This window comes from Vibrio sp. Vb0667, from assembly GCF_033391095.1.
On record NZ_JAWPOL010000034.1, the window covers coordinates 1 to 22,746 of the forward strand.

The window sequence follows — 22,746 nt, forward strand, 5'->3', positions numbered from 1 at the left end:
GTACAGGGCGTAAAAAAGTTGCGACAGGATACCATAATCCAGCAACCAAAAAAAAATACTAAGCAAAAAGAAATCAAGCGCTCCAACCGTGAAGCGAGTGACTCTGAATTTTACTTTTCAGACGAGTTTGTCCCTCTATTAAACGATGAAGGTCCAACTCGTTATGCACGTGACGACGTCTCCACTTATGAAGTCAAACGTCTACGTCGTGGCGTGTATGTACCGGACGTGTTCCTCGATATGCACGGCATGACACAGCAAGAAGCAAAACGCGAGCTTGGTGCGATGATAGCCTATTGCATCAAAAACGAGATTCATTGTGCGTGTGTGCAACATGGTATTGGGAAACACATCCTGAAACAGAAAGCCCCACTTTGGTTAGCACAGCATCCTGACGTTATGGCTTTTCACCAAGCGCCACTAGAATTTGGTGGTGATGGTGCGTTGTTAGTGTTGCTTTCTATTCCTGAAAAGTAACAGGCTTGCTGTATACACGACGAAACGAAAAGGCAGGGATCTCCTGCCTTTCTTATTCTGTCTCTAATTTGCAAACGCTTATTTTGGTTTAGACACTTATGGCGTAATATGCCAAAGCACTTCACCATTTTGTGTTTGTAAATCATATTCAATGCACACTAGCCCTGATGTAGGAAACATCGGTGGTGTCATGTCTTTTACAAACTCTGAAGTCAGATAACCGACCAAAGGCAAATGCGATACGAACAAAAGCGAGTCCAATTGTTCGACTTCGATTAATGCACTTGCGAAATCGAAGACATGCTCGGACTGGCCATAAGGTGTAATATCTTCACAAGTTTCAATGCTTTTTGCAGAGAAATACGCACTGATCTCTTGCCAAGTTTGTTGAGCTCTAATGTACGGACTCACCAACACTTTATCGAATTGCGCAAAACCCTGTTCTTTACAGGCTCTCGCAACCGCTTCTGATTCGACTCTGCCTCTTGGGGTCAATTGTCGTGCTGCGTCTGAATCTGCAAAATGCTCGGCTTCACCGTGACGCATGATGAATATTTTCATGTTATTTCCTAGGGATAGCTAACGCTACCAAAAGGTTGACTGCTATCTTTATTAGATAGACGGGGCTAACTTTAACAATGACGAAACAAAAATACTGATATAATTATCTGTTCATTATACCAATTCGCTTGTTAAAGATAGCGACTTTCTTAACAATCTATTAAAAGAATGTACTCAGTTCATCACACTATTTAACTGTGCAATGAGTTCAGAGCATTCACTCAAACAGTTCTTCCCCATACGCAAACGCGATGGGCCTGTGCAGAAGTCTACGAATAACAAAAATACGGCAAGCAGTATTTGTCGAAACGCAAACTTTGCGCCCCCCGCGAGGGGAGCCTAAATTACTGTAATGCGAAATCTGGAGACGCATCGTGCATCTAAGTCCTAACGATTCAAATCAATACCGCTACATTACCTTGAGCAATGAACTGCGTGTACTGCTGATTCATTCCGATACAGCTCAACAGTCGGCAGCTGCTCTGGCAGTGAACGTTGGACACTTCGACGACCCAAACGATCGCCAAGGTCTGGCACACTATTTAGAACACATGCTTTTTTTGGGTACGGAAAAATACCCTAAAGTGGGCGAGTTTCAAAGCTATATTAGCCAACACGGTGGAACAAACAACGCTTGGACTGGTACAGAGCACACTTGTTTCTTTTTCAATATTGCTCCAAATGCCTTTGAAAGTGCCTTAGATCGATTTAGCCAATTTTTTACCGCACCTTTGTTTAACGAAGAAGCATTAGACAAAGAACGCCAGGCTGTCGACTCCGAATACAAGCTCAAACTCAATGATGATTCTCGTCGCCTGTATCAAGTTAACAAAGAAGTCATCAATCCAGAGCACCCGTTTTCAAAATTCTCTGTCGGAAACTTAGATACTCTTGGCGACCGAGATGGTAAATCCATCCGCGACGAAATTGTGGAGTTTCACCACTCTCAGTATTCCGCCGATTTGATGACACTGACTCTATTTGGGCCACAGTCGCTCGATGAACAGCAAGCTTGGGTAGAAACCATGTTTGCCGACATCCCAAATCACCACCTTCGTGGAAAATCGATTGATGTACCGATAGGCACTGAGGAAAGCACGGGCATTTTGGTTCAAGTCGAGCCGCTCAAAGAGTTCCGTAAACTGATTCTCACATTCCCCATGCCGGGAATGGATGCGCATTATAGCGTGAAGCCACTCTCCTACTTTGCTCACCTGTTGGGTTATGAAGGAGAAGGCAGTTTGATGCTTCAACTCAAAGAAAAAGGCTGGATTACCTCTCTCTCAGCGGGCGGCGGCGCGAGTGGCAGTAACTACCGAGACTTTACCGTAAGCTGCACCCTGACGCCAAACGGCTTAGATCATGTTGATGATATCGTTCAAGCTGTTTTTCAATACCTCTCGATGATCAAACAAGACGGGTTAGATGAATGGCGCTATCTCGAAAAACAAGCGGTATTAGAATCGGCTTTCCGCTTCCAAGAGCCATCGCGCCCAATGGATCTCGTCAGCCATCTGGTGATCAACATGCAGCACTATCAACCGGAAGACACGGTTTATGGTGACTACAAAATGGCGGGCTACGATGAGGAGTTACAGCGTTCATTGCTGCGATACTTAACCATCGATAATGTACGCGTCACTTTGATTGCTAAAGGCCTGGAATACAACCGTACTGCCGAATGGTACTTTACCCCGTACTCCGTCACACCTTTTAGTGAGGACCAACGTCGTTTCTATCAACAAATCGACCCAAGCTGGCAATTCGTCTTACCGGAAAAGAACCCTTATATTTGCTACGATCTCGACCCCATGCCACTCGAAAATGGTGATTCACTGCCAGAGTTGATTGAGGATCTCGAAGGGTTTCGGCTGTGGCATTTGCAAGATGACGAATTTCGCGTGCCCAAAGGTGTCGTTTATGTCGCTATCGACAGCTCTCATGCCGTTGCATCACCAAAGAACATCGTCAAAACGCGCTTATGTGTAGAGATGTTCCTCGATTCGCTAGCAAAAGAAACCTATCAAGCAGAAATCGCAGGGATGGGTTACAACATGTATGCTCACCAAGGTGGCGTGACCTTAACCCTCTCAGGGTTCAGTCAAAAGCTGCCTCAGTTGCTAGAAATGATTCTGCACCGTTTTGCTTCTCGAGATTTCAGCCCTGCTCGCTTTGAAACCATCAAACAACAATTGTTACGAAACTGGAGAAATGCTTCACAAGATCGCCCTATTTCGCAGCTGTTTAACGCACTTACTGGGTTACTTCAACCCAATAACCCGCCTTTCGCAACCTTAGTCGAAGCGCTAGAAGAAATCGAAGTCGATGAACTCTCGGTATTCGTAGAATCCATTCTTGCAGAACTGCACGTTGAAATGTTTGTTTACGGAGACTGGCAACGCCAGCAAGCCCATGACATGGCTACGACCTTGAAGGATGCTCTAAGAGTTAACGAGCAACGTTATGAAGAGGCACTTCGTCCGCTCATTATGCTAGGTAAAAATGGCAGTTTTCAACGTGAGGTGCATTGTAATCAGCAAGATTCAGCAGTCGTTATTTACCACCAGTGCGAGGATATTGAGCCTCGCAGTATCGCGCTATACTCATTGGCCAATCACCTTATGTCGGCAACGTTTTTCCACGAAATCCGTACCAAGCAGCAATTAGGTTACATGGTAGGCACTGGCAATATGCCGCTAAATCGTCACCCTGGTATTGTACTGTATGTGCAGTCACCTAATGCAGCACCTGCCGAGCTGGTTACCTCAATCGATGAGTTTTTAAATGCCTTTTATATGGTGCTGTTAGAGTTAAACGATTACCAATGGCACAGCAGTAAGCGCGGCTTGTGGAACCAAATAGCAACGCCGGACACCACACTTCGAGGTCGGGCTCAACGTCTTTGGGTTGCGATAGGAAACAAAGACACTGAGTTTAACCAACGTGACAAGGTACTGGCGGAGTTGAAGAAGCTGACGCGCGCAGACATGATTCGCTTCGTTGTGAACGAATTGAAACCTCGTACTGCAAATCGTTTGATCATGCACTCTCAAGGTCAAGCGCATTCGGAGGCTCCGCGCATCCATCTAGGACAAGAAATAGGATCGATTGAAGAGTTCCAACTTCGGCCAAAAGATTGCGGCTTGGGGTGATCTAGTTGCGCAGAAATAAAATTGTCGATTACTAGAATGTACCTACAAACCCATGAGGTTGTCGGTCTCATAGATTGAATCGGCACCATAATTGGCAGAAAATTGAAATTACGCCATTGCGGCTTATCTCTAATTACCGCACTAAAAATAACTTAATGAGGTAATCATGAAAAAAGCACTTTTACTTGTGGCTCTTATACTGCCATTGGCATCTGCTTACGCTGAAATCTCAGTCAAAGGCGATGGTTTCGAACTAAGTGACGACTGTGTGCGCCTTAGCGGAGACAATGTATCCATCAAATCAGATGATTGCTCTTCAAAACAGTGGAATGATAAAGACAAAAAAGGTAATAGCAGCGTTCATGGGGACGACAACCCTGGTAAAGGCCACAATAAAGATAAGAAAGACAAGAAGAAGTAACCATTTCTTATTTATGAAAAAGGCTTGCCACTGGCAAGCCTTTTTCTCTACCGAAGCAACGTTTAATAAAACGTTGTCCCTTCACCAGCTCGAGTAAGCAAACCATCACACGGCGCGTAACGATCGCCATATTTCGATGCAAACTCATTCATTTTCTCTACGAGCTCTTTAATACCAAATTGGTCCATGTAACGGAACGGGCCACCCAAGAACGGTGGGAAACCAATACCAAATATCGCGCCAATATCACCGTCACGTGGCGAGCGAATGATGCCATCATCCAAACAACGTACCGCTTCATTCAGCATTGGCAGCACACAGCGCAACGCAATATCGTTATCGCTTAGCTTAGATTCAGGGTCGAGTTTAAGCAGTTTGTAAACCGATTTGTCGACATCTTTCTTCTTGCCCTTGTAAGTGTAAAAGCCCTTACCACTCTTGCGTCCTTTACGTCCATCATTTAACAAGATATCAAACACATCCGGCCCTTTGAATCGGTCACCTAACTCATTAACCAGGATCGGCATAATTTTCGCGCCAATGTCGACACCGACTTCATCCAGTAAGGTAATCGGGCCGACAGGGAAACCAAAGTCAAGCAACGCCGTATCAATCTTTTCGATCGGTTCGTTAGCCAACAAAATATGCGCCGCTTCGTTCATGTATGGAGCAAGAATGCGGTTCACGTAAAAGCCCGCTTTGTCTTTCACTACGATCGGGGTTTTACCTTGCTTCTTAGCAAGTGCAACAACTGTTGAAACGGTTTCATCTGACGTCGTTTCATGCGGAATCACTTCCACCAACGGCATTTTTTCTACTGGGCTGAAGTAATGCAAACCAACTACGTTTTCTGGACGCTCTGCTTTTTCTGCAATTTTGTGGATAGGCAACGAAGAAGTATTGGTCGCAAAGATAGTTTCTGTCTTAGCGTTCGCTTCAATGTCCGCCACCATTTTTTGCTTAAGATCTAAGTCTTCAAAAACGGCTTCAATTACGACATCAATATGATTAAAACTGGTAAAATCGACACCACCAGACAGTTGCAGCATTTTCGCTTGCAGGTCGGCCTTGGATAGAATGCGACGTTTGCGCTGTTTCTCAAATAACTTGTAGTTGTAGTTGAGCGCATTTAAAACGCCATCGTTGCTAACATCTTTGATGCGAACAGGTACTTTTGCTTTTGCAACAGACACATGGCTGATTCCGGCGCCCATCAGACCACCACCAAGCACACCAACTTTATGAACTGGTGCTGGTTTCGCATCCGTGCCATTTTCTTTCTTCATTTCTGTTGTGGCAAAGAAGATCGAACGGAGCGCTTTTGACTCTGAGCTCATCACAAGCTCACCAAAGCGCTTCGCTTCAAGTTCTTGGCCTTTAGCGAAGCCTTTCTCTAAGCCATGTTGAATAACTTCTAGAATTGCAACCGTTGCTGGATAGTTACCACGGGTTTTTTGATTCGTTTTCTTCGCTGCTTGTTCAAATACAAACTTGCGCCCTAGCCCGCTACCAGACATCACCTTTTCTTTCGTCGATAGCTTTTTCGTACCCTTGTTTTTACCTTTGTCGATAAACTGTTTTGCTACGTCGAGCAAAATGGTGTCCGGCACACAGGCGTCCACAACGCCCAGTTTTTTAGCTTTCTTCGCACGAAGTTGTTTACCCGTCAGGATCAAGTCCAACGATGGTAACAGGCCAATCAAACGTGGCAGACGCTGAGTACCACCAGAACCTGGCAATAAACCAAGTTGTACTTCTGGCAGACCTAAACGCGTTTTGTCAGAATCCGTACAAACACGATAATCACATGCAAGAGCCAGTTCTAAACCACCGCCCAAACATGGGCCATGAATAGCCGCAACGACAGGATAAGGTAAGTCCGATAGCTGCTGGAATAAATCCTGACCTTGCCTTGCTAAGGCTTCCGCTTCACTTGCTGTGGTGCATGCTTCTAGCATTCGAACATCAGCACCCGCAACAAAATTGTCCGGTTTTAGGGAGTGGATGATCATCCCTTTAATACCACTGGAGTCTTTTAGCTGAGCAAAAATTTCTTTCATTTCGTCAGCAAAAGCCGCCTGCAGCGTATTCATTTTTTCATTAGGAACATCGATGGCTAACCAAGCAATATTTTGCTCATCAACCTTTAGACTAAATGCTTTTTGCTCGCTCATTACTCAACCTCCAGAATCATTGCCGCACCAAGACCACCAGCAGCACATGCGGTATTCAATGCAATACCACCGCCACGGCGTTTTAGCTCTCGTAGGGTTTGCGTCATCATACGCGCACCAGTCGCAGCAAATGGGTGACCATAAGCAATTGATCCGCCAAGCACGTTGAACTTATCCATATCAATTTCACCAATCGCTTTTGAGCGACCAAGGTTTTCTTGAGCAAACTTATCGGAAGCAAACATCTTCACATTCGCCAATGCTTGAGCAGCAAAGGCCTCGTGCATGTCGATCAACGTCAGGTCTGACAGTTCCAAGCCTGTATTTTCAAGCACTTTCGCTGTGGCATAAGTCGGCCCCATCAGCATGTCCTTTTCCACGCCGATAGCAGAGAATGCATAACCTCGGATGTAACCAAGGATCTCCATTCCGAGCTCTTTCGCTTTACCTTCTCGCATCAACATCACTGCCGCACCACCATCAGTCAATGGCGTACTGTTCGCTGCCGTAACACTGCCATACTGACGATCAAACGCAGGTCGCAATTTCGCGTATCCCTCAACCGTTGAGTCATGACGGATATTGTTGTCTTCCGAAATCCATTTTTTGTATGGTTCAGGGAAAGCCGTCATCACTTCATCTTGGATTTTTCCTTCTTTCCAAGCTTGAGAAGCCAGCGTATGAGAACGATGTGCAAGCGCATCCTGTTCTGCGCGAGAAATACCATGTGTTTTAGCCATTTGCTCTGCAGTTTGTCCCATGGATAAACCCGTAGAGTACTCTGCTACTGCTGGTGGCACTGGCATCAGGTCTTTAAAGCTCAAGTTTTTGAGGATACTAAGCTTCTGACCCATTGTTTTTGTCTTACTAAGAGCAAGCAGATTAGCGGCCAATTTCTTTGATACGCCAATAGGCAGGACGGAAGAAGAGTCTGCACCGCCAGCAATACCAATATCGATGGTTCCCGCCATGATGCTTTCTGCGACATTAACCGCCGCTTGAAAACTCGTCGCACACGCTCGAGTCACACTGTAAGCATCAGTATGGATGTTCATACCGGTGCCTAACACGATTTCTCGTGCGATGTTTGGCGCTTCAGGCATTTGTACTACTTGTCCAAATACCACTTGTTCGATTAACTTCGGATCAATATCTGTTCGAGCAAGCATTTCGCTTACTACCATTTTCCCTAAATCGACCGCTGGCACTTGGCTAAATTCCGTGCTTTGACGAGCAAAGGGAGTTCGAAGCCCCGCGACAATAGCGACACGCTCACCATTGCGTGTTTTTACTTCCTGCTTGCCCATTGTTTCTCCTTAAATACAAGAGGTCTGACCTGATGCATTGTAATGAATTTGTTAAATTTATCAAACGTGCGTTTAAATAAACGTGAAGCAAGTAGTTCAATTACTCTACTTCTTTGATTCTTATGCGATTACTAATGGTTAACTATAGAGAGTTAAAACGGTAAGAGGTATACGGAAAGTAAAATCGAAGCAAAAAAAAACCACACATAACTGTGTGGTCGGAATATCTATAAAACAATTAACTTACGCCAATTGAAAAGTAATCAGTTTCCTGATTAGGAGAAAGTAAAGTCAGCCTTCAAAAGGAAGTGTCATCTTGCTCAACATGTTAGTCGCAATGACTAACGAGATGACAAGGTGTACTATAACCCCTTCACTGCTTGATATTTTGAAATAGATCAATTTTATAGTGATTTTACGAGTTTTAAGCTCACCTAGAGCGATTATTGATTCAAAACAATTCAAGAATCCACCATCAGAAGTCCCTTTTAATGCTCCATCGAGTGAACTTATCCAAGCCATTGATTACTAATGATGATATTGTTAACAATATATATCAATTCGTGTTCGATGATATCTGACATTTGCGTATACACTTTTAGGTAACCACATGGCTTATTGTGTCAAAGGGGTTGCATGACAAATCCTGCAACCAAAACCGCTAAGCGATGAAGCAAGTAAAGTCATGCTCAGAACAAATAAGAAACTCACAGAGCGAGGATGGAGGCTCCTGTGGCCATATTAAAAATGTTTGGAAAGAAAAATTCCAACAGTCCGGTCAACTCTGATATGGACAAGCAAAGAAAATACGAAGCGCTCGTCCGAGGGTATCATCGTGACTTGTACCGCTACGCATATTGGTTGTGCAAAGATAAAGCGGTCGCGGAAGATCTAGTTCAGGAAACCTGTCTTAGAGCTTGGAAGTCACTCGATAGCCTCCAGGACGAAAAAGCTGCCAAGTCTTGGCTCATCACAATATTGAGACGAGAAAATGCGCGCCGCTTCGAACGTAAACAATTTGATTTAGTTGATATCGATGATTACGGCAATGATGCTAAAGTCAGCGATGAACCACATCATCAGCAAGAATGGCTGCAGGCACAGATCATGAAGCTCGATGTTGAATACCGTGAGCCTTTATTTCTCCAAGTTGTTGGTGGTTTCAGTGGAGAAGAAATTGGTGACATTCTTGATTTAAATAAAAACACAGTGATGACTCGACTATTTCGCGCTCGTAATCAACTTAAAGAGATGTTGGATTCTCAAGATATCAAGAGAGGACAAAAGAATGGATGATTTAGAGTTTCGTCGTCGTATTTTGTCGGATCCAAAACAAAAGGATGAAGAGATTCTGCAAGCTTTAGCTGGTAGCGACGCCAACAATAAGTTTGTTGATGACGTTTTGGATCTCGATGTAAAAATTAAACAAGCCATGAATGTGGATGTACCCGAAGATCTCGCAGATAAGATTTTATTTAGCCAGACGTCGAGTGCACTTGATGAAGAGAAGGTCGTAAGACCAAACTTTGTCCGCAAAGCAATGGCACTTGCCGCTTCTATTGCGTTCACCGCAGGGTTATTAGTTGGCCAAGTAAACTGGGGAAATGTTTTGGTGTCTCCAGCACAAGCCAGTTTAGCGGATACCGCGATGAAACACGTTATTCATGAAGAACCGTTTGTTCGTCATCTTGATGAGGATGTACCGAGCTCGCAAATTAATGCGAAAATGTCGCCATTTCATTACCAGTTTAGTGAAAACTTTCCATATCACGTTTACTACCTAAACCACTGCGGTTTTGGTGAATCCAATGCGGTGCATATGGTGTTCCAAGGTCCAAAAGGTAAAGTAACGTTATTTATTACTGGTATTCCAAGCGAACAAAGTACCGACTTTAATAAGGATGGCATGACCGGAATCGTTCAGCCCGTCGGGAGTTCAAGCCTGATTTTAGTCGGGGAAGAAGGTGAAAATATTGATGCGCTCGCTACGACTCTTGCATCAATGATTAAGCCGATGTAACAACTTCGACGATTTCCAGCCTTCAAAAGGTTAAATGCCGCTAAATGATCTTATTTAGCGGCATTTTTGTATAAATAGCACGCAAAATATTCACCATCGCTATACCATTTAGAGCTTAAACTCTAAATTATGCATTTTAAGTGCAACTTCCCGTCTTTTAGACATCATTTCTGCAATTTTTATTCAATTTTATCCAATGGTCGGATTTGTCCAAACAATTATTGATACTACTATCTGCGCCACTGAGCAAAAGCTCAATTTATCGTCCAAAGAGACGAATCTAATAAGGAAAAACAAATGACTCAGAACACGCGTCTGTTTAAAAAGACTCTCCTAGCAGTAACGGTAGCTTTTGCCTCAGGTCAATCGATGGCAGCGGGTTTCCAAATCAACGCTCAATCAGCAACTGGCATCGGCCGTGCATTTGCTGGTGATGCAGTAATCGCAGATAATGCAGCAGTAATGGCTCGTAACCCAGCAGCAATGGCTCTGTTTGATAAAATGGAACTGTCGCTAGGTTTCGAAAGCATTACTTCAATGATTGAAGTGAAAGATGCGAAATATTGTGGTTCAACGTGCCAAGTAGCACCAACACTGTTCAAGCCTGTCGACTCAAACTATGACGACGCTGGCGATACTTCTATTGCACCGAACATTCATCTAATCGTTCCTGTAAATGACAAGTTTGCATGGGGCGTAAACGCATACTCTAATTTCGGTACTAAAACAGAATTCGACAATAGCTTTGCGGCAAAAGAATATGGCGGCTTAACTGATGTTAAGAGTGTAAACTTTGGCCTTGCAGGTTCTTACCGTCTCAATGAACAATGGAGCTTTGGTGCTGGTTTAGATTTAATCTACGGCCAAGGTACAATGAAGCGTGAACATGCTGCAATAGGCACACTCGTCGATGTAGACGAAGCTGATGGTTGGGCTGTAGGTTTCAATGTTGGTACTGTGTACGAGCTAGATGAAAACAATCGATTTGGTCTTGCATACCGTCATAGTCCAGAAATGGAAGCAAAAGACGATAAAGGTCAAAAAATCACACTACCTTTACCAGATATGGCCGAGTTCTCTGGCTTCCACAAAATTCAAGACACTAAGTTTGCTGTACACTACAGCATCCAATACATTGGCTGGGAAACTTTCGATCAAATTGAATTCTCTAACTTAAAAGGCTCTCCTCTTGGCTCATCGTACGATAAACAGTACCAGTGGCAAGATGGTTGGCACTACTCGATTGGTGGTACATACTACCTAAGTAATAACTGGACACTTCGTGCTGGTTACATGTACGACACGAGCGCCCAAGCTGACTTAACGTCTGTTTCCGTTCCTGACTCAGATCGCCAATGGTTCTCTACCGGCTTTACTTATCACATTGATAGTAAATCAAATGTCGACTTTGGCTTTACGTACCTAATGGGTAAAGATGTTGAGGTAAATGAATCAACACCTAACCCAATGTACAACCCAAGTGACGCTCAAAGCCCTCAAAATATCTCGAGCTTGTCAGCAACAACACGCGCTGATGCTATTCTATTCGGCTTACAATACAGCCGTAGCTTCTAAACGCTTCGCTGTTAGTTAGTAGAAAAATACTTTATATAAAAGGCTGGATTTCCAGCCTTTTTTCATATCTGCGATTTATTGCCCACTCAATTTGAGTGAACACGTGTATCTAAATCTCACAATTAGGACGCACAGCTGTTCGCTGAATTCCGTTTACAAGCCTTTCACAGTTAGATAATTTAACCACCCAATCAACACTTGAGAGCATAATATTCCAAATGACTACTTATGCTGGATTTTCATTTCTAAAGTAAAAACTCTACCTTTAAACTTTCGTCCCACGTTATAAACAAATCAGCGAACATTCGAATGAAAACCAACAAGACTCTTCTATCAACAGCAGTGGCATTAAGCCTACTTGGCGCAACGGGCATGGCTAACGCAGCAGGTTTCCAACTTGCTGAATATTCTGCAACAGGCCTAGGTCGAGCATATGCTGGTGAAGCAGCAATGGCTGACAACGCAAGTGCACAATGGCGTAACCCAGCAATGCTAACTTATTTGGAAGGCACTCAAGTGTCCGTTGGTGCAATCTATGTGAACCCAAATATTGATATTGAAGGTGATGTAAACTTCCACGGTAGCACTTCTTCTGCATCTTCAGATGATTTCGCACATGATGCAATCATTCCAAACTTCTACCTATCACACCAATATAATGAGAAATTCGCGATTGGTTTGGCATTTGGCACCAACTACGGCATGGAAACCGATTTAGGTAAAGGCTTTGGTGCATCGCACTTCGGTAACGAAGCAAGCGTAACGACAATGGAAGCGAACTTAAACGCAGCTTACAAAGTCAATGAATCGATCAGCGTTGGTGGTGGTATCCGTTACATCATCGGCGAAGGCAGCTTTGGCGCAGCAGCTCCTAAGAATAACGTTGTAGGGTTAAACCCTGAAACTAATCAACCAATCAGTGTTCCTCAAGGTACCGCTCTAAAATACATGGAAGGTGACGATACCGCTTGGGGCTGGCAAGTTGGTACAGCATGGCAGATCAATGAAAATAACCGTATCGGCTTCGCGTACAAATCTGAAGTTGAACTGAAGCTTGAAGGCCATGCTGAAGGTCTTGGTTTTGGCTTCGGTACTTCTGAACGCGACAACGGCTACATGTATCTAAACCTGCCTGCAACGGCTGAGTTGGCAAGCTTCCACCAAGTAACAGACCAATTTGCGTTACACGCAAGCGTTAACTGGACGGATTGGAGCTCTTTCGAGAAATTGGAAGCACGTCTAAATACTGCTGGCACGCATATGGTTAAAGTAGAAAACTGGGAAGACAACTATCGCTTTGCTGTTGGTGCTACTTACCAGCTTGATCCTAAGCTAGCGCTACGCACTGGTATTGCATACGATACTTCAGCGGTAAGCGACAAAAACCGCACGATTACTATTCCAGAAACTGACCGTACTTGGCTAAGTATTGGCGCAACGTACGATTGGACGAAAGACTTCAGCCTAGACGCTGGCTTCACCTATATTTTTGCGAAAGACGCACCAATCGTTGAGTCTCGTGGTTACAAGTCAGACGACACTGCAGAACAAGTCGGCGGCCAATTTGTAGGCGAAACTACGGGTAATGTTTGGCTAATCGGTGTTCAAGCAAACTACCGTTTCTAACCAAGCTGCAAAATACAAAAAAGGCTTAGCATCAGCTAAGCCTTTTTTCATTTCTCTATTGTGAAGAACAACGCTTAAAAGTCTTCTAGATATTCGTCTAAATACTCTTCTTCTTCGATGTTAACTTCTTCTACCGTTTCAACTTCTGCTTTAAAGTTTTGACGCTGGATATAAACATCGCGAGTTAGAATATATGGATCCGGCGATGAGTCTAGCTGCGCTTCTTGCGGCACTAATAAAGCACGCTTCTCCATGCCTTCAAACGCCCACTTACCCAAACTCGCCCAGAAGTTGAGATAAGAGAGGGGTAAATACGTACTATCTACGGTATCTGTCACTTCACGTAAGGTATACGGACCATAACCCGGAACCATGAAGTAAGGACCATTTCCAACACCATAGTGGCCTACTGCATCACTGAACGCTTTCTCGTCGTACTTCGTAATACCCGCGGCACTTGCAATATCGAATAAACCGAAAATACCGAACGTCGAGTTAATCCAAAAACGGTTAAAGTGGTCCACGGCTTTCGTACCATTACCCATGATTAAGTTATTAACCATGCTTGCTGGCTCATCTAAGTTCGATAAGAAGTTAGCGATACCAGAACGAATAGGAACTGGCGTGTATTCTACATACGCAAGTGATACAGGACGAACCAAATACGGATCTAAATATTCGTAGTTGAGTTCCCACATGGTTCGGTTAAAGCCTTCCAACGGGTCATACACATCAGAAGTCGTTTGATTTGTTTCTTGTCCTGTTACTGCTTCATCAGGCGCACTTGAACAGCCAACCAGTCCAACGGCTAACAGCAACAAGAAGGTAGATTTACCCTTGTTATACATTTTATTTTCCATAACGACTATTAATGTACCTAAGTCACCCCGATTAACCATTGTACGTATGTTGAGCAGGATACATAGTAAAGATGACTCAGATATGGGAATAAATAAAGGCCAGCAATCGCTGGCCTTCGGTATTCTACTCGATCGTTTAGAGTCATACCACTAAAGGCAACTGACTCTACCTCGTTGTCATGTTTCAGAGACAGATGTTAACAATTAATACTGCTGATCAATGGTCACTTCTACTGGTGCGCCAAATTCAACGACGTCACTTTCTCCGTGCCAATCTTGATCACGCGTTGCTACGTTACCGTCAGAATCTACACGCACACGGACGATTAGCTTATCGAGTGAAGATAACTTTTGCCCTTGCATCATGGCATTGCCATCATCTAATACGACTGTGCGAGGGAAAGTACCTAGCGGATAACGAGCAGCAGCCACAGGCATTGGGGAGCCATCTGAACGATGTACTGACACAATCAGAACTGCGTTTGGATCCAACTGAGCATTTGGTGCCACATTAATTGTCACAGCTACACTCTTATCCGGTGAAACCGCTTCGCCCATTTGCTTACGAGCACTCTCAATACTTCGTGACAACATCTCGTATCGGCTATCTTCTGGACCAATCATTTGCTGCATGATTCCCCAGTACTTTATGGCTGCCGGGAAGTCTTGACGCTCAAACGCATCGAACGCTAACAAAGAAAACACACGCAGGTCGACATAGTCTTGCTGCATCAGCTTGCCGAGTAATGAGCGAGCCGTCGCTTGATCCATTTCCTCTTGAGACAGCATCAGAGCTTGTGCATAACCCAACATCACATCAGGATCTTTGGGCTCTAGGCGGTACGATTTTTCCATCGCATCGATAGCCGTGGTGACATCACGATTTGCTAACGCAATACGACCTAGCAGTAACCAACCTGTCGAGTCTTCCGGCTGGTAATGTAAGCGAGTTCGAAGGGCAAGGGTCAAATCCGCCATTTCATCGTCACTCAGCGGCTCAGAAGAAGCCGACATCAGCTTTTTCGATAACTCAGGTAGATTTGCAGACACTTCTTGCCATTGAACAATATCGTCTGACGCGCCAAATTTATAATACAAACCATAGCTCAGCACCACCGTCAGAATTACCGATGGAACTAAAACCGCGATTGGAGAAACCTTGGTTTCTTTTTGCGCTTTATCACCAGGGATATCGTCAAGCAGTGATTGCTTTAGATCAGAAATCAGTTCGTCTTCACTTTCAACCAGACCTTCGTCAGTTTCTTCTGCAAGCTCAGATAGTCGGTCTTTATAAAATGCCTTGTTGAGCTCATCGCGTAACACATCATCATTGTTCGCTTTTTGTTTAAGCAGCGGCAAAGCCACCAGCGCACAAGCAATAAGCGTGAGAGCAACGGTGGAAATCCAAAATAGTGTCATTACTTCTTATCTCCGTTGTTCTCTTCTTCAAGCAATGCTTTTAAACGAGCTTCTTTTTGCTCATCCCATTGCTCGTCACTGCTCGCTTTTGCCTTAACTTTAGATTTACGGCTACGCAGTACAATCAAACCAAAACCACCCAGTACTACAGCGAGTGGCCCTAGCCACAAAATCGCAGTCGCGACCGTAAATGGTGGGTTGTAAGTCACGAAGTTACCGTAACGGGCGATCATGTAATCAACAATCTCATCTTTGGACTTACCTTCTTTGGTCATTTCGTACACCTTATGGCGTAAGTCCTGAGCAAGTTCAGCGTTAGAATCCGAGATCGTGTTGTTCTGACATTTAGGGCAACGGAGCGTATGGCTTAACTCTTTGAACTGCTGTTCTTGTTCCAAATTATCAAACTCGTACACTTCAATGGCCGCATGAGCAGCAAGAGATAATGTCATCGCAGCAAAAACGGCAAGAATTAGCTTTCTCATTGCTTCGCCTCCTCAACCAATTTGTTGTAAAGCGGCTCCAGTGTTTCTGACCAATTACGTGGGTTTACATCCCCTACATGGCGATAGCGAATCACACCATTTGCATCAATAATGAATGTTTCTGGAGCACCATAAACACCAAGGTCAAGGCCAAGCATACCACTGCCATCAAATAGGCTGATCAAGTACGGGTTGCCGAGATCATTCAGCCAACCTATTGCTTTATTACGATCATCTTTGTAATTCATACCGATGATCTTAACGCCCTTACCCGCCAATTCGTTTAGGTATTTATGCTCTGCATAACACGTTGGGCACCACGTTGCCCAAACGTTCAAGAGCAACGGTTCACCTTTAAAAATTGATTGGTCGTACTGTTTTCCAGGCTCAGCCAGATCTTCTAAATGAAATTCAGGAACTGGCTTACCAACCAAAACCGACTCCAATTTAGTTGGATCATCGCCCTCTTGGTTACGCATTAATTGGGTTGCGAAAATGCCCGCTAGAATCATGAAAGCGACAAGCGGAATAAATAAGATTTTCTTATTCATGTTATGCCTCCTGCTCTTTTGACTTCGCGTTTTTCTTCGGCGATTTACGGAAGCGGTAGCGTTTATCAGAAATCGCTAGTGCGCCGCCTAATGCCATAATCAAAGAGCCAGCCCAAATCCAACGAACGAACGGTTTATAGTAAATACGAACAGCCCAAGATCGGTTGTCGTCTAAACGTTCACCCATTGCAATGTATAGGTCGCGGCTAATACCACGGTCAATGGCTGCTTCAGTCATCATAGACTTAGCCGTACGGTAGAAGCGCTTCTCTGCGTGAAGCGTATTCACGTATTTGCCATTGTGTGTGATCTCAAAGTCTGCGATGTAGCCATCGTAGTTTGGACCATCTTTATCACGCAAGCCTGAGAAATAGAAATCATAGCCTTGAATTTGGAAGTGTTCACCAGGTGCTAAACGTACATCACGCTCGATGCTGTAGTTCTGTACCATCGCAATACCGATAACAGATACCGCCAGACCAACATGACCCAACATCATTGCCCAGTGGCTACGTTGCAGCTTGCGAACACCTTCACTAAAGCTATGACGGTGCGTTGCGCGCTCGTACAGTTCAAAGCCATGCATCGCAATAATCCAAATCGCCATCACCCAACCAATGTAAGCCATGGTTGAGAAGAAATCGGCAAACAGGTACACGCATAGCGCGGCCAAGGCGAAAGCAAGCACACCTGAAACGAGCATTGGCTTCACAAGTTTAGATAAATTGTCTCGCTTCCAACGAATAAGAGGGCCAATACCAAGCAGGAAAGCAAATGGCATCATTAACCACGCAAATAGCATGTCAAAGAATGGCGCACCGATAGAGACCGACCCCAAACCAAGCTGCTTGTGTACGAGCGGCAACAGTGTCCCCACTAACACCACAACAAGAGCGGCGATAAGTAATACGTTGTTGGCTAAGAGCGCATTTTCACGTGAGACTAAGTCGAAGTTACCTCGTACACGCACTGCTGCCCCTTTTACGGCAAACAGCAATAAAGAGCCGCCGATAACGAAAACGAGGAAGCCTAGAATAAACATACCGCGCGACGGGTCAGACGCGAACGCGTGCACCGATACTAAAATACCGGAACGGACTAAGAAGGTGCCCAACAAACTCAACGAAAATGCAGAGATTGCCAATAGTACCGTCCACGCTTTAAATGTGCCGCGTTTTTCTGTCACGGCAAGAGAGTGCATTAATGCGGTACCCGCTAACCAAGGCATGAATGATGCGTTTTCTACTGGGTCCCAGAACCACCAGCCACCCCAGCCAAGTTCGTAGTAAGCCCACCAAGAACCTAGTGCGATACCAAGTGTTAAGAATACCCAGGCTGCGGTTGTCCAAGGACGAGACCAACGAGCCCAAGCCGTATCAAGGCGTCCGGTCATTAGGGATGCGATCGCAAAAGAGAATGCAACCGAGAAACCAACATAGCCCATGTAAAGCATTGGCGGGTGAACAATCAAACCAGGATCTTGAAGCAGAGGGTTCAAGTCACGTCCGTCAACCGGGAAGAACGGTAACGTACGTAGGAATGGGTTTGACGTTAGGATGATAAACAGTAGGAAACCTACTGAGATCATGCCCATAACAGCAAGTACACGTGCAACCGACTCTTGCGGCATACCACGACTAAACGTCGCTACAGCGACAGTCCAAGCAGCTTGGATTAAAACCCATAGCAACAGTGAACCTTCGTGCGCACCCCATACTGCGGTTAAACGGTAGTACCAAGGAAGCTGACTATTCGAGTTGCTCGCTACATACTGTAACGTGAAGTCGTTGGTATAAAATCCCCAACATAAAATGGCGAAAGAGAACAACAGCATCAGGAACATAGACCAAGATAGCGGTCGCGCTGTGTTCATGAGCATGGTGTTATTATTCGATGCTCCCCACAATGGCAATACGCTCAACAGCACAGCCATTGCAAGCGAAAGAATGAGAGCAAAGTGACCGATTTCAGCAATCATTGGCCGCTTCCTTGTTTCTGTTCGGTGCTGTATTGAAGCGGTTCATGCGTTTTCTTCATCGCTTCTGCAATTTCTGGTGGCATGTATTCTTCATCGTGCTTCGCTAGGACCTCAAATGCCTCAACTGTCGTGGCATCTTTCAGTACACCTTGAGCAACAATACCCTGCCCTTCGCGGAACAAGTCAGGAAGAATACCGTCATAGGTAATCGTCACTTTCGGACCGACATCGTGCAGGTCAAAACTCACTTTCAAAGAATTAGGATCTCGACGAACTGAGCCCACAACCACCATTCCACCGATACGCAGACGCTGGCCTACTTCTGGCTTGGTGCCATCTGGCTTACCATTAACCAATTCCGTTGGAGTGTAGAAAAGGTCCATATTTTGGTTAAGCGCATAAAGTATCAAACCAATGGTGGCACTAATACCGATAAAGATCGCTAGTACAATACCTAGCCTCTTTTTACGTCTCGGGTTCATAAGGTGTTCTCCATGTTCTTCGCTGCGTCGATACGAGCTTGACGGTCAATTTTTGCTTTCACTTCTTTCAATAATGCATCACCGCGGCGAAGGCTAGTGATCAGAAGAATCAGCATGGATAAGAAAGTAATACCAAACGCACTCCATACGTATGATGCGTAGCCACCCATGGCAAAAAAGTCGCTCAGCGATTCAAAATGCATAATCAGTTACCTCACTGAGTTTGTTCTGTTGCGAGTTTGCGCACCCAGGGGCGGTGACTTTCTTTACTGATGATTTCGTTACGAAAACGGACCATCGTCACGGCACCAAAGAAGAACGCAAAGCCAAAGATGTTCAGCAATAACGGCCAAAGCATGTCGGATGAAATAGAAGGTTGTTCAAATTTCGTGATCGTCGCACCTTGATGAAGCGTGTTCCACCATTCCACGGAAAAGTGAATGATAGGTAGGTTTACTACGCCTACGATCGCTAAAATACCAGCAGCTTTTGCGGCGGTTTTTTGATCGTCAAACGCATGGTAAAGCGCAATCACACCAAGGTAGAGAAATAGAAGAATCAATTCAGATGTAAGACGGGCATCCCATACCCACCAAGTGCCCCACATAGGCTTGCCCCAAACAGCACCTGTAAGTAGAGCAATAAAAGTAAATACTGCACCAATCGGAGCCATCGCAAGTGCCGCCATATCAGATAGGCGAACTTGCCATACTAGGCCAATAAATGCAGCGATCGCCATCGACATATAAACGCCCATAGACCAAATAGCTGATGGGACATGAATGTAGATGATTCGGAAACTGTCACCTTGTTGGTAATCTGAAGGCGCAAATGCAAGCCCCCAAACCGTACCAACCGATAAGCATACGAGGGCCAATACAGAAAACCAAGGCAGAAACTTACCACTCAAACGATAAGCTGCTTCTGGCTTGGCATAAGGATGTAGCCATTTCCACATGTTTTGTTCTCACTCTTACTTCAGGGACACTGTCTAAAGGGTTGAGACCGTAGCAGTGCTTTAATAATAATTCTTTGATCAAGCGCCGCTTCATTGGCACTTTATTGAGTTAGTTGACACTAACTCGTAATGCGGCACTGATGGCAAAAGGCGTTAATGTCATCGCCCCCATTAGCATCGCACCTAAAATCGCTAGTTGACCGTTATACGCCATACCGAGTGCGGCAGCATCAATTGCCGATGTTGCGAAAATCAAAATTGGGATGTAGAGCGGAAGAATAAGCAAACTCAAAAGAACGCCACCCTTTTGCAACCCAACAGTCAACGCCACACCAATGGCGCCAATAAAACTTAGTGTTGGTGTACCGATCATCAAGGTTAATACAACCGATAGCCAAGTATTGAAGTCGAGCGAAAGTAAAACCGCCAATAATGGGCTAATTAAAATCAGAGGTAACCCTGTTAACAACCAATGTGCTATGACCTTTGAAACCACTACAAGTTGCAATGGAATCGGCATTAGCATCATTTGTTCTAGTGCACCGTCTTGAAAATCATCACGAAATAGACGCTCTAATGATAATAAGGCGGACAGCAATGCGGCAACCCAAACGATGCCCGCTGCAATACGTGCTAACAAATTAGGTTCTGGTCCAATACTCAAAGGAAAGAGAGTAATGACAATAATAAAGAACCACAGCGGGTTTAGAATGTCTGCCTGACGGCGAAATGCGATTAGGAGCTCACGACGAATGATGGTGGTCATCGAGGAAATCATATCAGTCACCCAGCTTTATTTTTCTAAGTTTCGGGCTGTCCGCAAACATATCTTGATGCGTCGTCAACACAACAATACCGCCATTATCAGCATGACTTGCGAACAAAGATTCAAGCACCTTGACGCCTTGCTTATCAATGGCAGTCAACGGCTCATCTAAAATCCATAAAATTTGCTTACTGAGCCATAACCTTGCCAATGCGACTCGTCGTTGCTGACCTGCGGAAAGTTGTGCTACAGGCACATCTTCTCGACCAGCTAATCCTACTTGAGTCAAAGCGATAAAGATTTCTTCGTCTGAAGAGCGATTATTTTGAATAGATTGATAAAAACGTAAGTTTTCTAATGCGGTAAGCTCTCGTTTCACTCCTGTTTGATGTCCTAAGAAAAGCAGATCTTGATGGAAAACATCACGAGATTTTTCAACCTCTTCGCCTTTCCATTTAATTACACCTTCTTCTCTATCACCTAACCCTGTCACAATCCGTAGCAATGTAGTTTTACCAGTACCATTACGCCCTTCGATCTGGACCAATTCACCAGGCTTAATTTCAAACTGCAGGTTTTCAAACAGAACCCTTTCATCACGGATTGCTGTCAGGTTAGACACTTCTAACATAGAGCTTCAACTAAAAAATGAACGAGCTGCTATATTAGCACAGCTTAGTTATGACAAAACAGGATAAGAGGGCTAGGTTACATGTAAGTTCATGTATTTTTGTTAATTAATCATCACACTTTAATAAAATTAACTATAAGTAGTTATAAGCGCTCATTTTGAATTTGAGAGGCCAGAGCTAAGAGCAAGAACGACTGAAGGTTATCTAGGGTTGTATTGAAGAAGAGCATTAGCGGCTAAAAACAAAAAAAGAGGCGTAATAACGCCTCTTTTTTATCGCTTGATAACCTTTAGCGTCGACGACGTCCACGCGTTGGATATTCTGCATCATCTGATGGCTGACCACTTAATGGTGGAATCTTCTCTTTCCCCGCCAGTTTCTTCTGCAGTGAAAGCATCAACTCAGCTTCGGCTTTTGGTAGTTCGCACTCTTCAATCAGCTCGTTGATATCAGCGCCAAGCTGTACCATTTTAGAAGCGCGACTGTACAAGCGACCATCAGTATCAGCGTGTTCGAGTTCGCGAATTCTCTCGTTTAAGTGCTGAATAATGTCTTGTTGCTCCGTCACTTTTTGTCCAAGACCAACGACAACCGAGCGCACTTCGAGTAACTGCTTACTCAACTTTTGCACTTCTTTATCTGCGTGTCGAGATTGAGCTCGTTGTTGGTCTAACTGCTTTTGTAACCCAGAGCGAATCCGCAGTTGCAAAACAACCAAAACTAACACAATAAAAGCGACGCCACCCGCAAGGAATGGAGCAGATAAAAGAGTCTCTTCAGCCATCATCATTCAGCCATTAAAGGTGAGCCATCTCGTCCCACTCGTCATCTGTTAGCAGCTTGTTCAAATCCACAAGGATAAGAAGCTTGCCGTCACGGTTGCTCACACCCTGGATGAACTTCGCACTCTCGTCGGTACCAACAGAAGGCGTCGTATCAATTTCAGAAGAACGCAGATAAACGACTTCTGCCACGCTATCTACTAAGATACCAATCACTTGACGCTCTGACTCGATCACAATAATACGAGTGTTGTCGGTGACTTCGCCTTCCATCAGGCCAAAACGTGAACGTGTATCGATAACAGTAACTACATTACCGCGTAGGTTGATGATACCAAGTACATAATCTGGTGCACCTGGAACAGGGGCAATTTCAGTATAACGAAGTACTTCACGAACTTGCATTACGTTGATGCCGTACGTTTCTTCTTCTAGCTGGAACGTCACCCACTGAAGAACTTCGTCATTCGATGCATCTTTCTTCACTTCTACTTCAAAAGCTTGAGACATAGTTAATCCT

At 44.6% G+C, this 22,746-nt stretch carries 22 protein-coding genes; 7 read left to right on the forward strand and 15 right to left on the reverse strand.

The features are described 5' to 3' along the window. The coding region (gene smrB, locus R8269_RS20405) for an endonuclease SmrB (RefSeq protein WP_318086042.1) at positions 1-477 on the forward strand (477 nt) is incomplete at its 5' end. Between the two features lie 96 nt (positions 478-573). On the opposite strand, the gene sixA is transcribed toward smrB, so the two are convergent. After that, the gene (gene sixA, locus R8269_RS20410) at positions 574-1,038 is read right to left on the reverse strand and encodes a phosphohistidine phosphatase SixA (protein ID WP_005380537.1); all 465 of its coding nucleotides are present in this window, start codon (positions 1,036-1,038) and stop codon (positions 574-576) included. Positions 1,039-1,412: 374 nt separating this feature from the next. On the opposite strand from sixA, the gene R8269_RS20415 reads away from it, so the two are divergent. Together R8269_RS20415 and R8269_RS20420 are read left to right on the forward strand one after the other, a co-directional pair. Next, positions 1,413-4,190, forward strand: a complete 2,778-nt coding sequence (locus R8269_RS20415; protein WP_017635935.1) for an insulinase family protein — start codon at positions 1,413-1,415, stop codon at positions 4,188-4,190. Between the two features lie 166 nt (positions 4,191-4,356). Next, positions 4,357-4,611 (forward strand): CG2 omega domain protein, encoded by a 255-nt coding sequence (locus R8269_RS20420; RefSeq protein ID WP_065274741.1) that lies wholly within the window; start codon positions 4,357-4,359, stop codon positions 4,609-4,611. A gap of 62 nt (positions 4,612-4,673) precedes the next feature. Here R8269_RS20420 and fadJ read toward each other — a convergent pair whose 3' ends face one another. Together fadJ and fadI are read right to left on the reverse strand one after the other, a co-directional pair. Continuing rightward, a complete protein-coding gene (gene fadJ / locus R8269_RS20425; RefSeq protein WP_047104368.1) occupies positions 4,674-6,785 on the reverse strand; it encodes a fatty acid oxidation complex subunit alpha FadJ in 2,112 nt (703 codons plus the stop codon). Next, positions 6,785-8,092 carry an acetyl-CoA C-acyltransferase FadI gene (gene fadI / locus R8269_RS20430; RefSeq protein ID WP_005384447.1) on the reverse strand — a complete coding sequence of 436 codons (1,308 nt, stop codon included), beginning with the start codon at positions 8,090-8,092 and terminating at the stop codon, positions 6,785-6,787. The genes fadJ and fadI overlap by 1 nt, the downstream gene beginning before the upstream one ends. A gap of 720 nt (positions 8,093-8,812) precedes the next feature. Between fadI and R8269_RS20435 the strand changes: the two genes are divergently transcribed. From R8269_RS20435 to R8269_RS20450, 4 genes are all read left to right on the forward strand, one after another. Then, positions 8,813-9,388 carry a sigma-70 family RNA polymerase sigma factor gene (locus R8269_RS20435; RefSeq protein WP_258476874.1) on the forward strand — a complete coding sequence of 192 codons (576 nt, stop codon included), beginning with the start codon at positions 8,813-8,815 and terminating at the stop codon, positions 9,386-9,388. Beyond that, on the forward strand, positions 9,381-10,112 hold the full coding sequence (locus tag R8269_RS20440) for a DUF3379 domain-containing protein (RefSeq protein WP_025767180.1): 732 nt from the start codon (positions 9,381-9,383) through the stop codon (positions 10,110-10,112). Before R8269_RS20435 ends, R8269_RS20440 begins: the two co-directional genes overlap by 8 nt. 297 nt (positions 10,113-10,409) lie before the next feature. Beyond that, a complete protein-coding gene (locus R8269_RS20445; RefSeq protein WP_149192451.1) occupies positions 10,410-11,687 on the forward strand; it encodes an outer membrane protein transport protein in 1,278 nt (425 codons plus the stop codon). A 309-nt stretch (positions 11,688-11,996) separates the two neighbouring features. Further along, positions 11,997-13,313: an outer membrane protein transport protein gene (locus R8269_RS20450; protein ID WP_258476875.1), complete on the forward strand. Its 1,317-nt coding sequence runs from the start codon at positions 11,997-11,999 to the stop codon at positions 13,311-13,313. A 74-nt stretch (positions 13,314-13,387) separates the two neighbouring features. On the opposite strand, the gene R8269_RS20455 is transcribed toward R8269_RS20450, so the two are convergent. The 12 genes from R8269_RS20455 to R8269_RS20510 all read right to left on the reverse strand — a co-directional run bounded on the left by R8269_RS20455 (position 13,388) and on the right by R8269_RS20510 (position 22,736). Beyond that, positions 13,388-14,161 (reverse strand): VacJ family lipoprotein, encoded by a 774-nt coding sequence (locus tag R8269_RS20455; protein WP_005380523.1) that lies wholly within the window; start codon positions 14,159-14,161, stop codon positions 13,388-13,390. A gap of 216 nt (positions 14,162-14,377) precedes the next feature. Beyond that, complete coding sequence (gene ccmI, locus R8269_RS20460; RefSeq protein ID WP_017820807.1) at positions 14,378-15,592, reverse strand: c-type cytochrome biogenesis protein CcmI; 1,215 nt, start codon at positions 15,590-15,592, stop codon at positions 14,378-14,380. Beyond that, positions 15,592-16,077 (reverse strand): cytochrome c-type biogenesis protein, encoded by a 486-nt coding sequence (locus tag R8269_RS20465; protein WP_005380519.1) that lies wholly within the window; start codon positions 16,075-16,077, stop codon positions 15,592-15,594. The genes ccmI and R8269_RS20465 overlap by 1 nt, the downstream gene beginning before the upstream one ends. After that, complete coding sequence (locus R8269_RS20470) at positions 16,074-16,628, reverse strand: DsbE family thiol:disulfide interchange protein (protein ID WP_005380518.1); 555 nt, start codon at positions 16,626-16,628, stop codon at positions 16,074-16,076. Before R8269_RS20470 ends, R8269_RS20465 begins: the two co-directional genes overlap by 4 nt. Before the next feature lies 1 nt (position 16,629). Further along, positions 16,630-18,606: a heme lyase CcmF/NrfE family subunit gene (locus R8269_RS20475; protein WP_064354224.1), complete on the reverse strand. Its 1,977-nt coding sequence runs from the start codon at positions 18,604-18,606 to the stop codon at positions 16,630-16,632. After that, a complete protein-coding gene (ccmE, locus tag R8269_RS20480; protein ID WP_005380516.1) occupies positions 18,603-19,088 on the reverse strand; it encodes a cytochrome c maturation protein CcmE in 486 nt (161 codons plus the stop codon). Before ccmE ends, R8269_RS20475 begins: the two co-directional genes overlap by 4 nt. Next, entirely contained in the window at positions 19,085-19,291 is a 207-nt protein-coding gene (gene ccmD, locus R8269_RS20485) for a heme exporter protein CcmD (protein WP_005380515.1), read from the reverse strand. Before ccmD ends, ccmE begins: the two co-directional genes overlap by 4 nt. Positions 19,292-19,302: 11 nt before the next feature. After that, a complete protein-coding gene (locus tag R8269_RS20490) occupies positions 19,303-20,046 on the reverse strand; it encodes a heme ABC transporter permease (protein ID WP_005380513.1) in 744 nt (247 codons plus the stop codon). Between the two features lie 109 nt (positions 20,047-20,155). Continuing rightward, the gene (gene ccmB / locus R8269_RS20495) at positions 20,156-20,824 is read right to left on the reverse strand and encodes a heme exporter protein CcmB (RefSeq protein ID WP_005380512.1); all 669 of its coding nucleotides are present in this window, start codon (positions 20,822-20,824) and stop codon (positions 20,156-20,158) included. 1 nt (position 20,825) lies between these two features. After that, complete coding sequence (gene ccmA / locus R8269_RS20500; RefSeq protein ID WP_005380511.1) at positions 20,826-21,443, reverse strand: cytochrome c biogenesis heme-transporting ATPase CcmA; 618 nt, start codon at positions 21,441-21,443, stop codon at positions 20,826-20,828. A gap of 290 nt (positions 21,444-21,733) precedes the next feature. Next, a complete protein-coding gene (locus R8269_RS20505) occupies positions 21,734-22,228 on the reverse strand; it encodes a DUF2802 domain-containing protein (protein ID WP_031777229.1) in 495 nt (164 codons plus the stop codon). Positions 22,229-22,241: 13 nt separating this feature from the next. Continuing rightward, a complete protein-coding gene (locus R8269_RS20510; protein ID WP_005380507.1) occupies positions 22,242-22,736 on the reverse strand; it encodes a chemotaxis protein CheW in 495 nt (164 codons plus the stop codon). Positions 22,737-22,746: the final 10 nt, after the last annotated feature.

What these genes read in the sequence shown, in the direction of transcription:
- R8269_RS20470 (WP_005380518.1), bottom strand. Translation starts at nt 16,628, where the DNA reads ATGAATAAGAAAATCTTATTTATTCCGCTTGTCGCTTTCATGATTCTA.
- R8269_RS20475 (WP_064354224.1), bottom strand. Translation starts at nt 18,606, where the DNA reads ATGATTGCTGAAATCGGTCACTTTGCTCTCATTCTTTCGCTTGCAATG.
- sixA (WP_005380537.1), bottom strand. Translation starts at nt 1,038, where the DNA reads ATGAAAATATTCATCATGCGTCACGGTGAAGCCGAGCATTTTGCAGAT.
- R8269_RS20465 (WP_005380519.1), bottom strand. Translation starts at nt 16,077, where the DNA reads ATGAGAAAGCTAATTCTTGCCGTTTTTGCTGCGATGACATTATCTCTT.
- ccmE (WP_005380516.1), bottom strand. Translation starts at nt 19,088, where the DNA reads ATGAACCCGAGACGTAAAAAGAGGCTAGGTATTGTACTAGCGATCTTT.
- R8269_RS20445 (WP_149192451.1), top strand. Translation starts at nt 10,410, where the DNA reads ATGACTCAGAACACGCGTCTGTTTAAAAAGACTCTCCTAGCAGTAACG.
- ccmA (WP_005380511.1), bottom strand. Translation starts at nt 21,443, where the DNA reads ATGTTAGAAGTGTCTAACCTGACAGCAATCCGTGATGAAAGGGTTCTG.
- R8269_RS20510 (WP_005380507.1), bottom strand. Translation starts at nt 22,736, where the DNA reads ATGTCTCAAGCTTTTGAAGTAGAAGTGAAGAAAGATGCATCGAATGAC.
- R8269_RS20440 (WP_025767180.1), top strand. Translation starts at nt 9,381, where the DNA reads ATGGATGATTTAGAGTTTCGTCGTCGTATTTTGTCGGATCCAAAACAA.
- R8269_RS20505 (WP_031777229.1), bottom strand. Translation starts at nt 22,228, where the DNA reads ATGGCTGAAGAGACTCTTTTATCTGCTCCATTCCTTGCGGGTGGCGTC.
- ccmD (WP_005380515.1), bottom strand. Translation starts at nt 19,291, where the DNA reads ATGCATTTTGAATCGCTGAGCGACTTTTTTGCCATGGGTGGCTACGCA.
- R8269_RS20450 (WP_258476875.1), top strand. Translation starts at nt 11,997, where the DNA reads ATGAAAACCAACAAGACTCTTCTATCAACAGCAGTGGCATTAAGCCTA.
- R8269_RS20490 (WP_005380513.1), bottom strand. Translation starts at nt 20,046, where the DNA reads ATGTGGAAATGGCTACATCCTTATGCCAAGCCAGAAGCAGCTTATCGT.
- R8269_RS20420 (WP_065274741.1), top strand. Translation starts at nt 4,357, where the DNA reads ATGAAAAAAGCACTTTTACTTGTGGCTCTTATACTGCCATTGGCATCT.
- fadJ (WP_047104368.1), bottom strand. Translation starts at nt 6,785, where the DNA reads ATGAGCGAGCAAAAAGCATTTAGTCTAAAGGTTGATGAGCAAAATATT.
- ccmB (WP_005380512.1), bottom strand. Translation starts at nt 20,824, where the DNA reads ATGATTTCCTCGATGACCACCATCATTCGTCGTGAGCTCCTAATCGCA.
- ccmI (WP_017820807.1), bottom strand. Translation starts at nt 15,592, where the DNA reads ATGACACTATTTTGGATTTCCACCGTTGCTCTCACGCTTATTGCTTGT.
- fadI (WP_005384447.1), bottom strand. Translation starts at nt 8,092, where the DNA reads ATGGGCAAGCAGGAAGTAAAAACACGCAATGGTGAGCGTGTCGCTATT.
- R8269_RS20455 (WP_005380523.1), bottom strand. Translation starts at nt 14,161, where the DNA reads ATGTATAACAAGGGTAAATCTACCTTCTTGTTGCTGTTAGCCGTTGGA.
- R8269_RS20435 (WP_258476874.1), top strand. Translation starts at nt 8,813, where the DNA reads ATGGAGGCTCCTGTGGCCATATTAAAAATGTTTGGAAAGAAAAATTCC.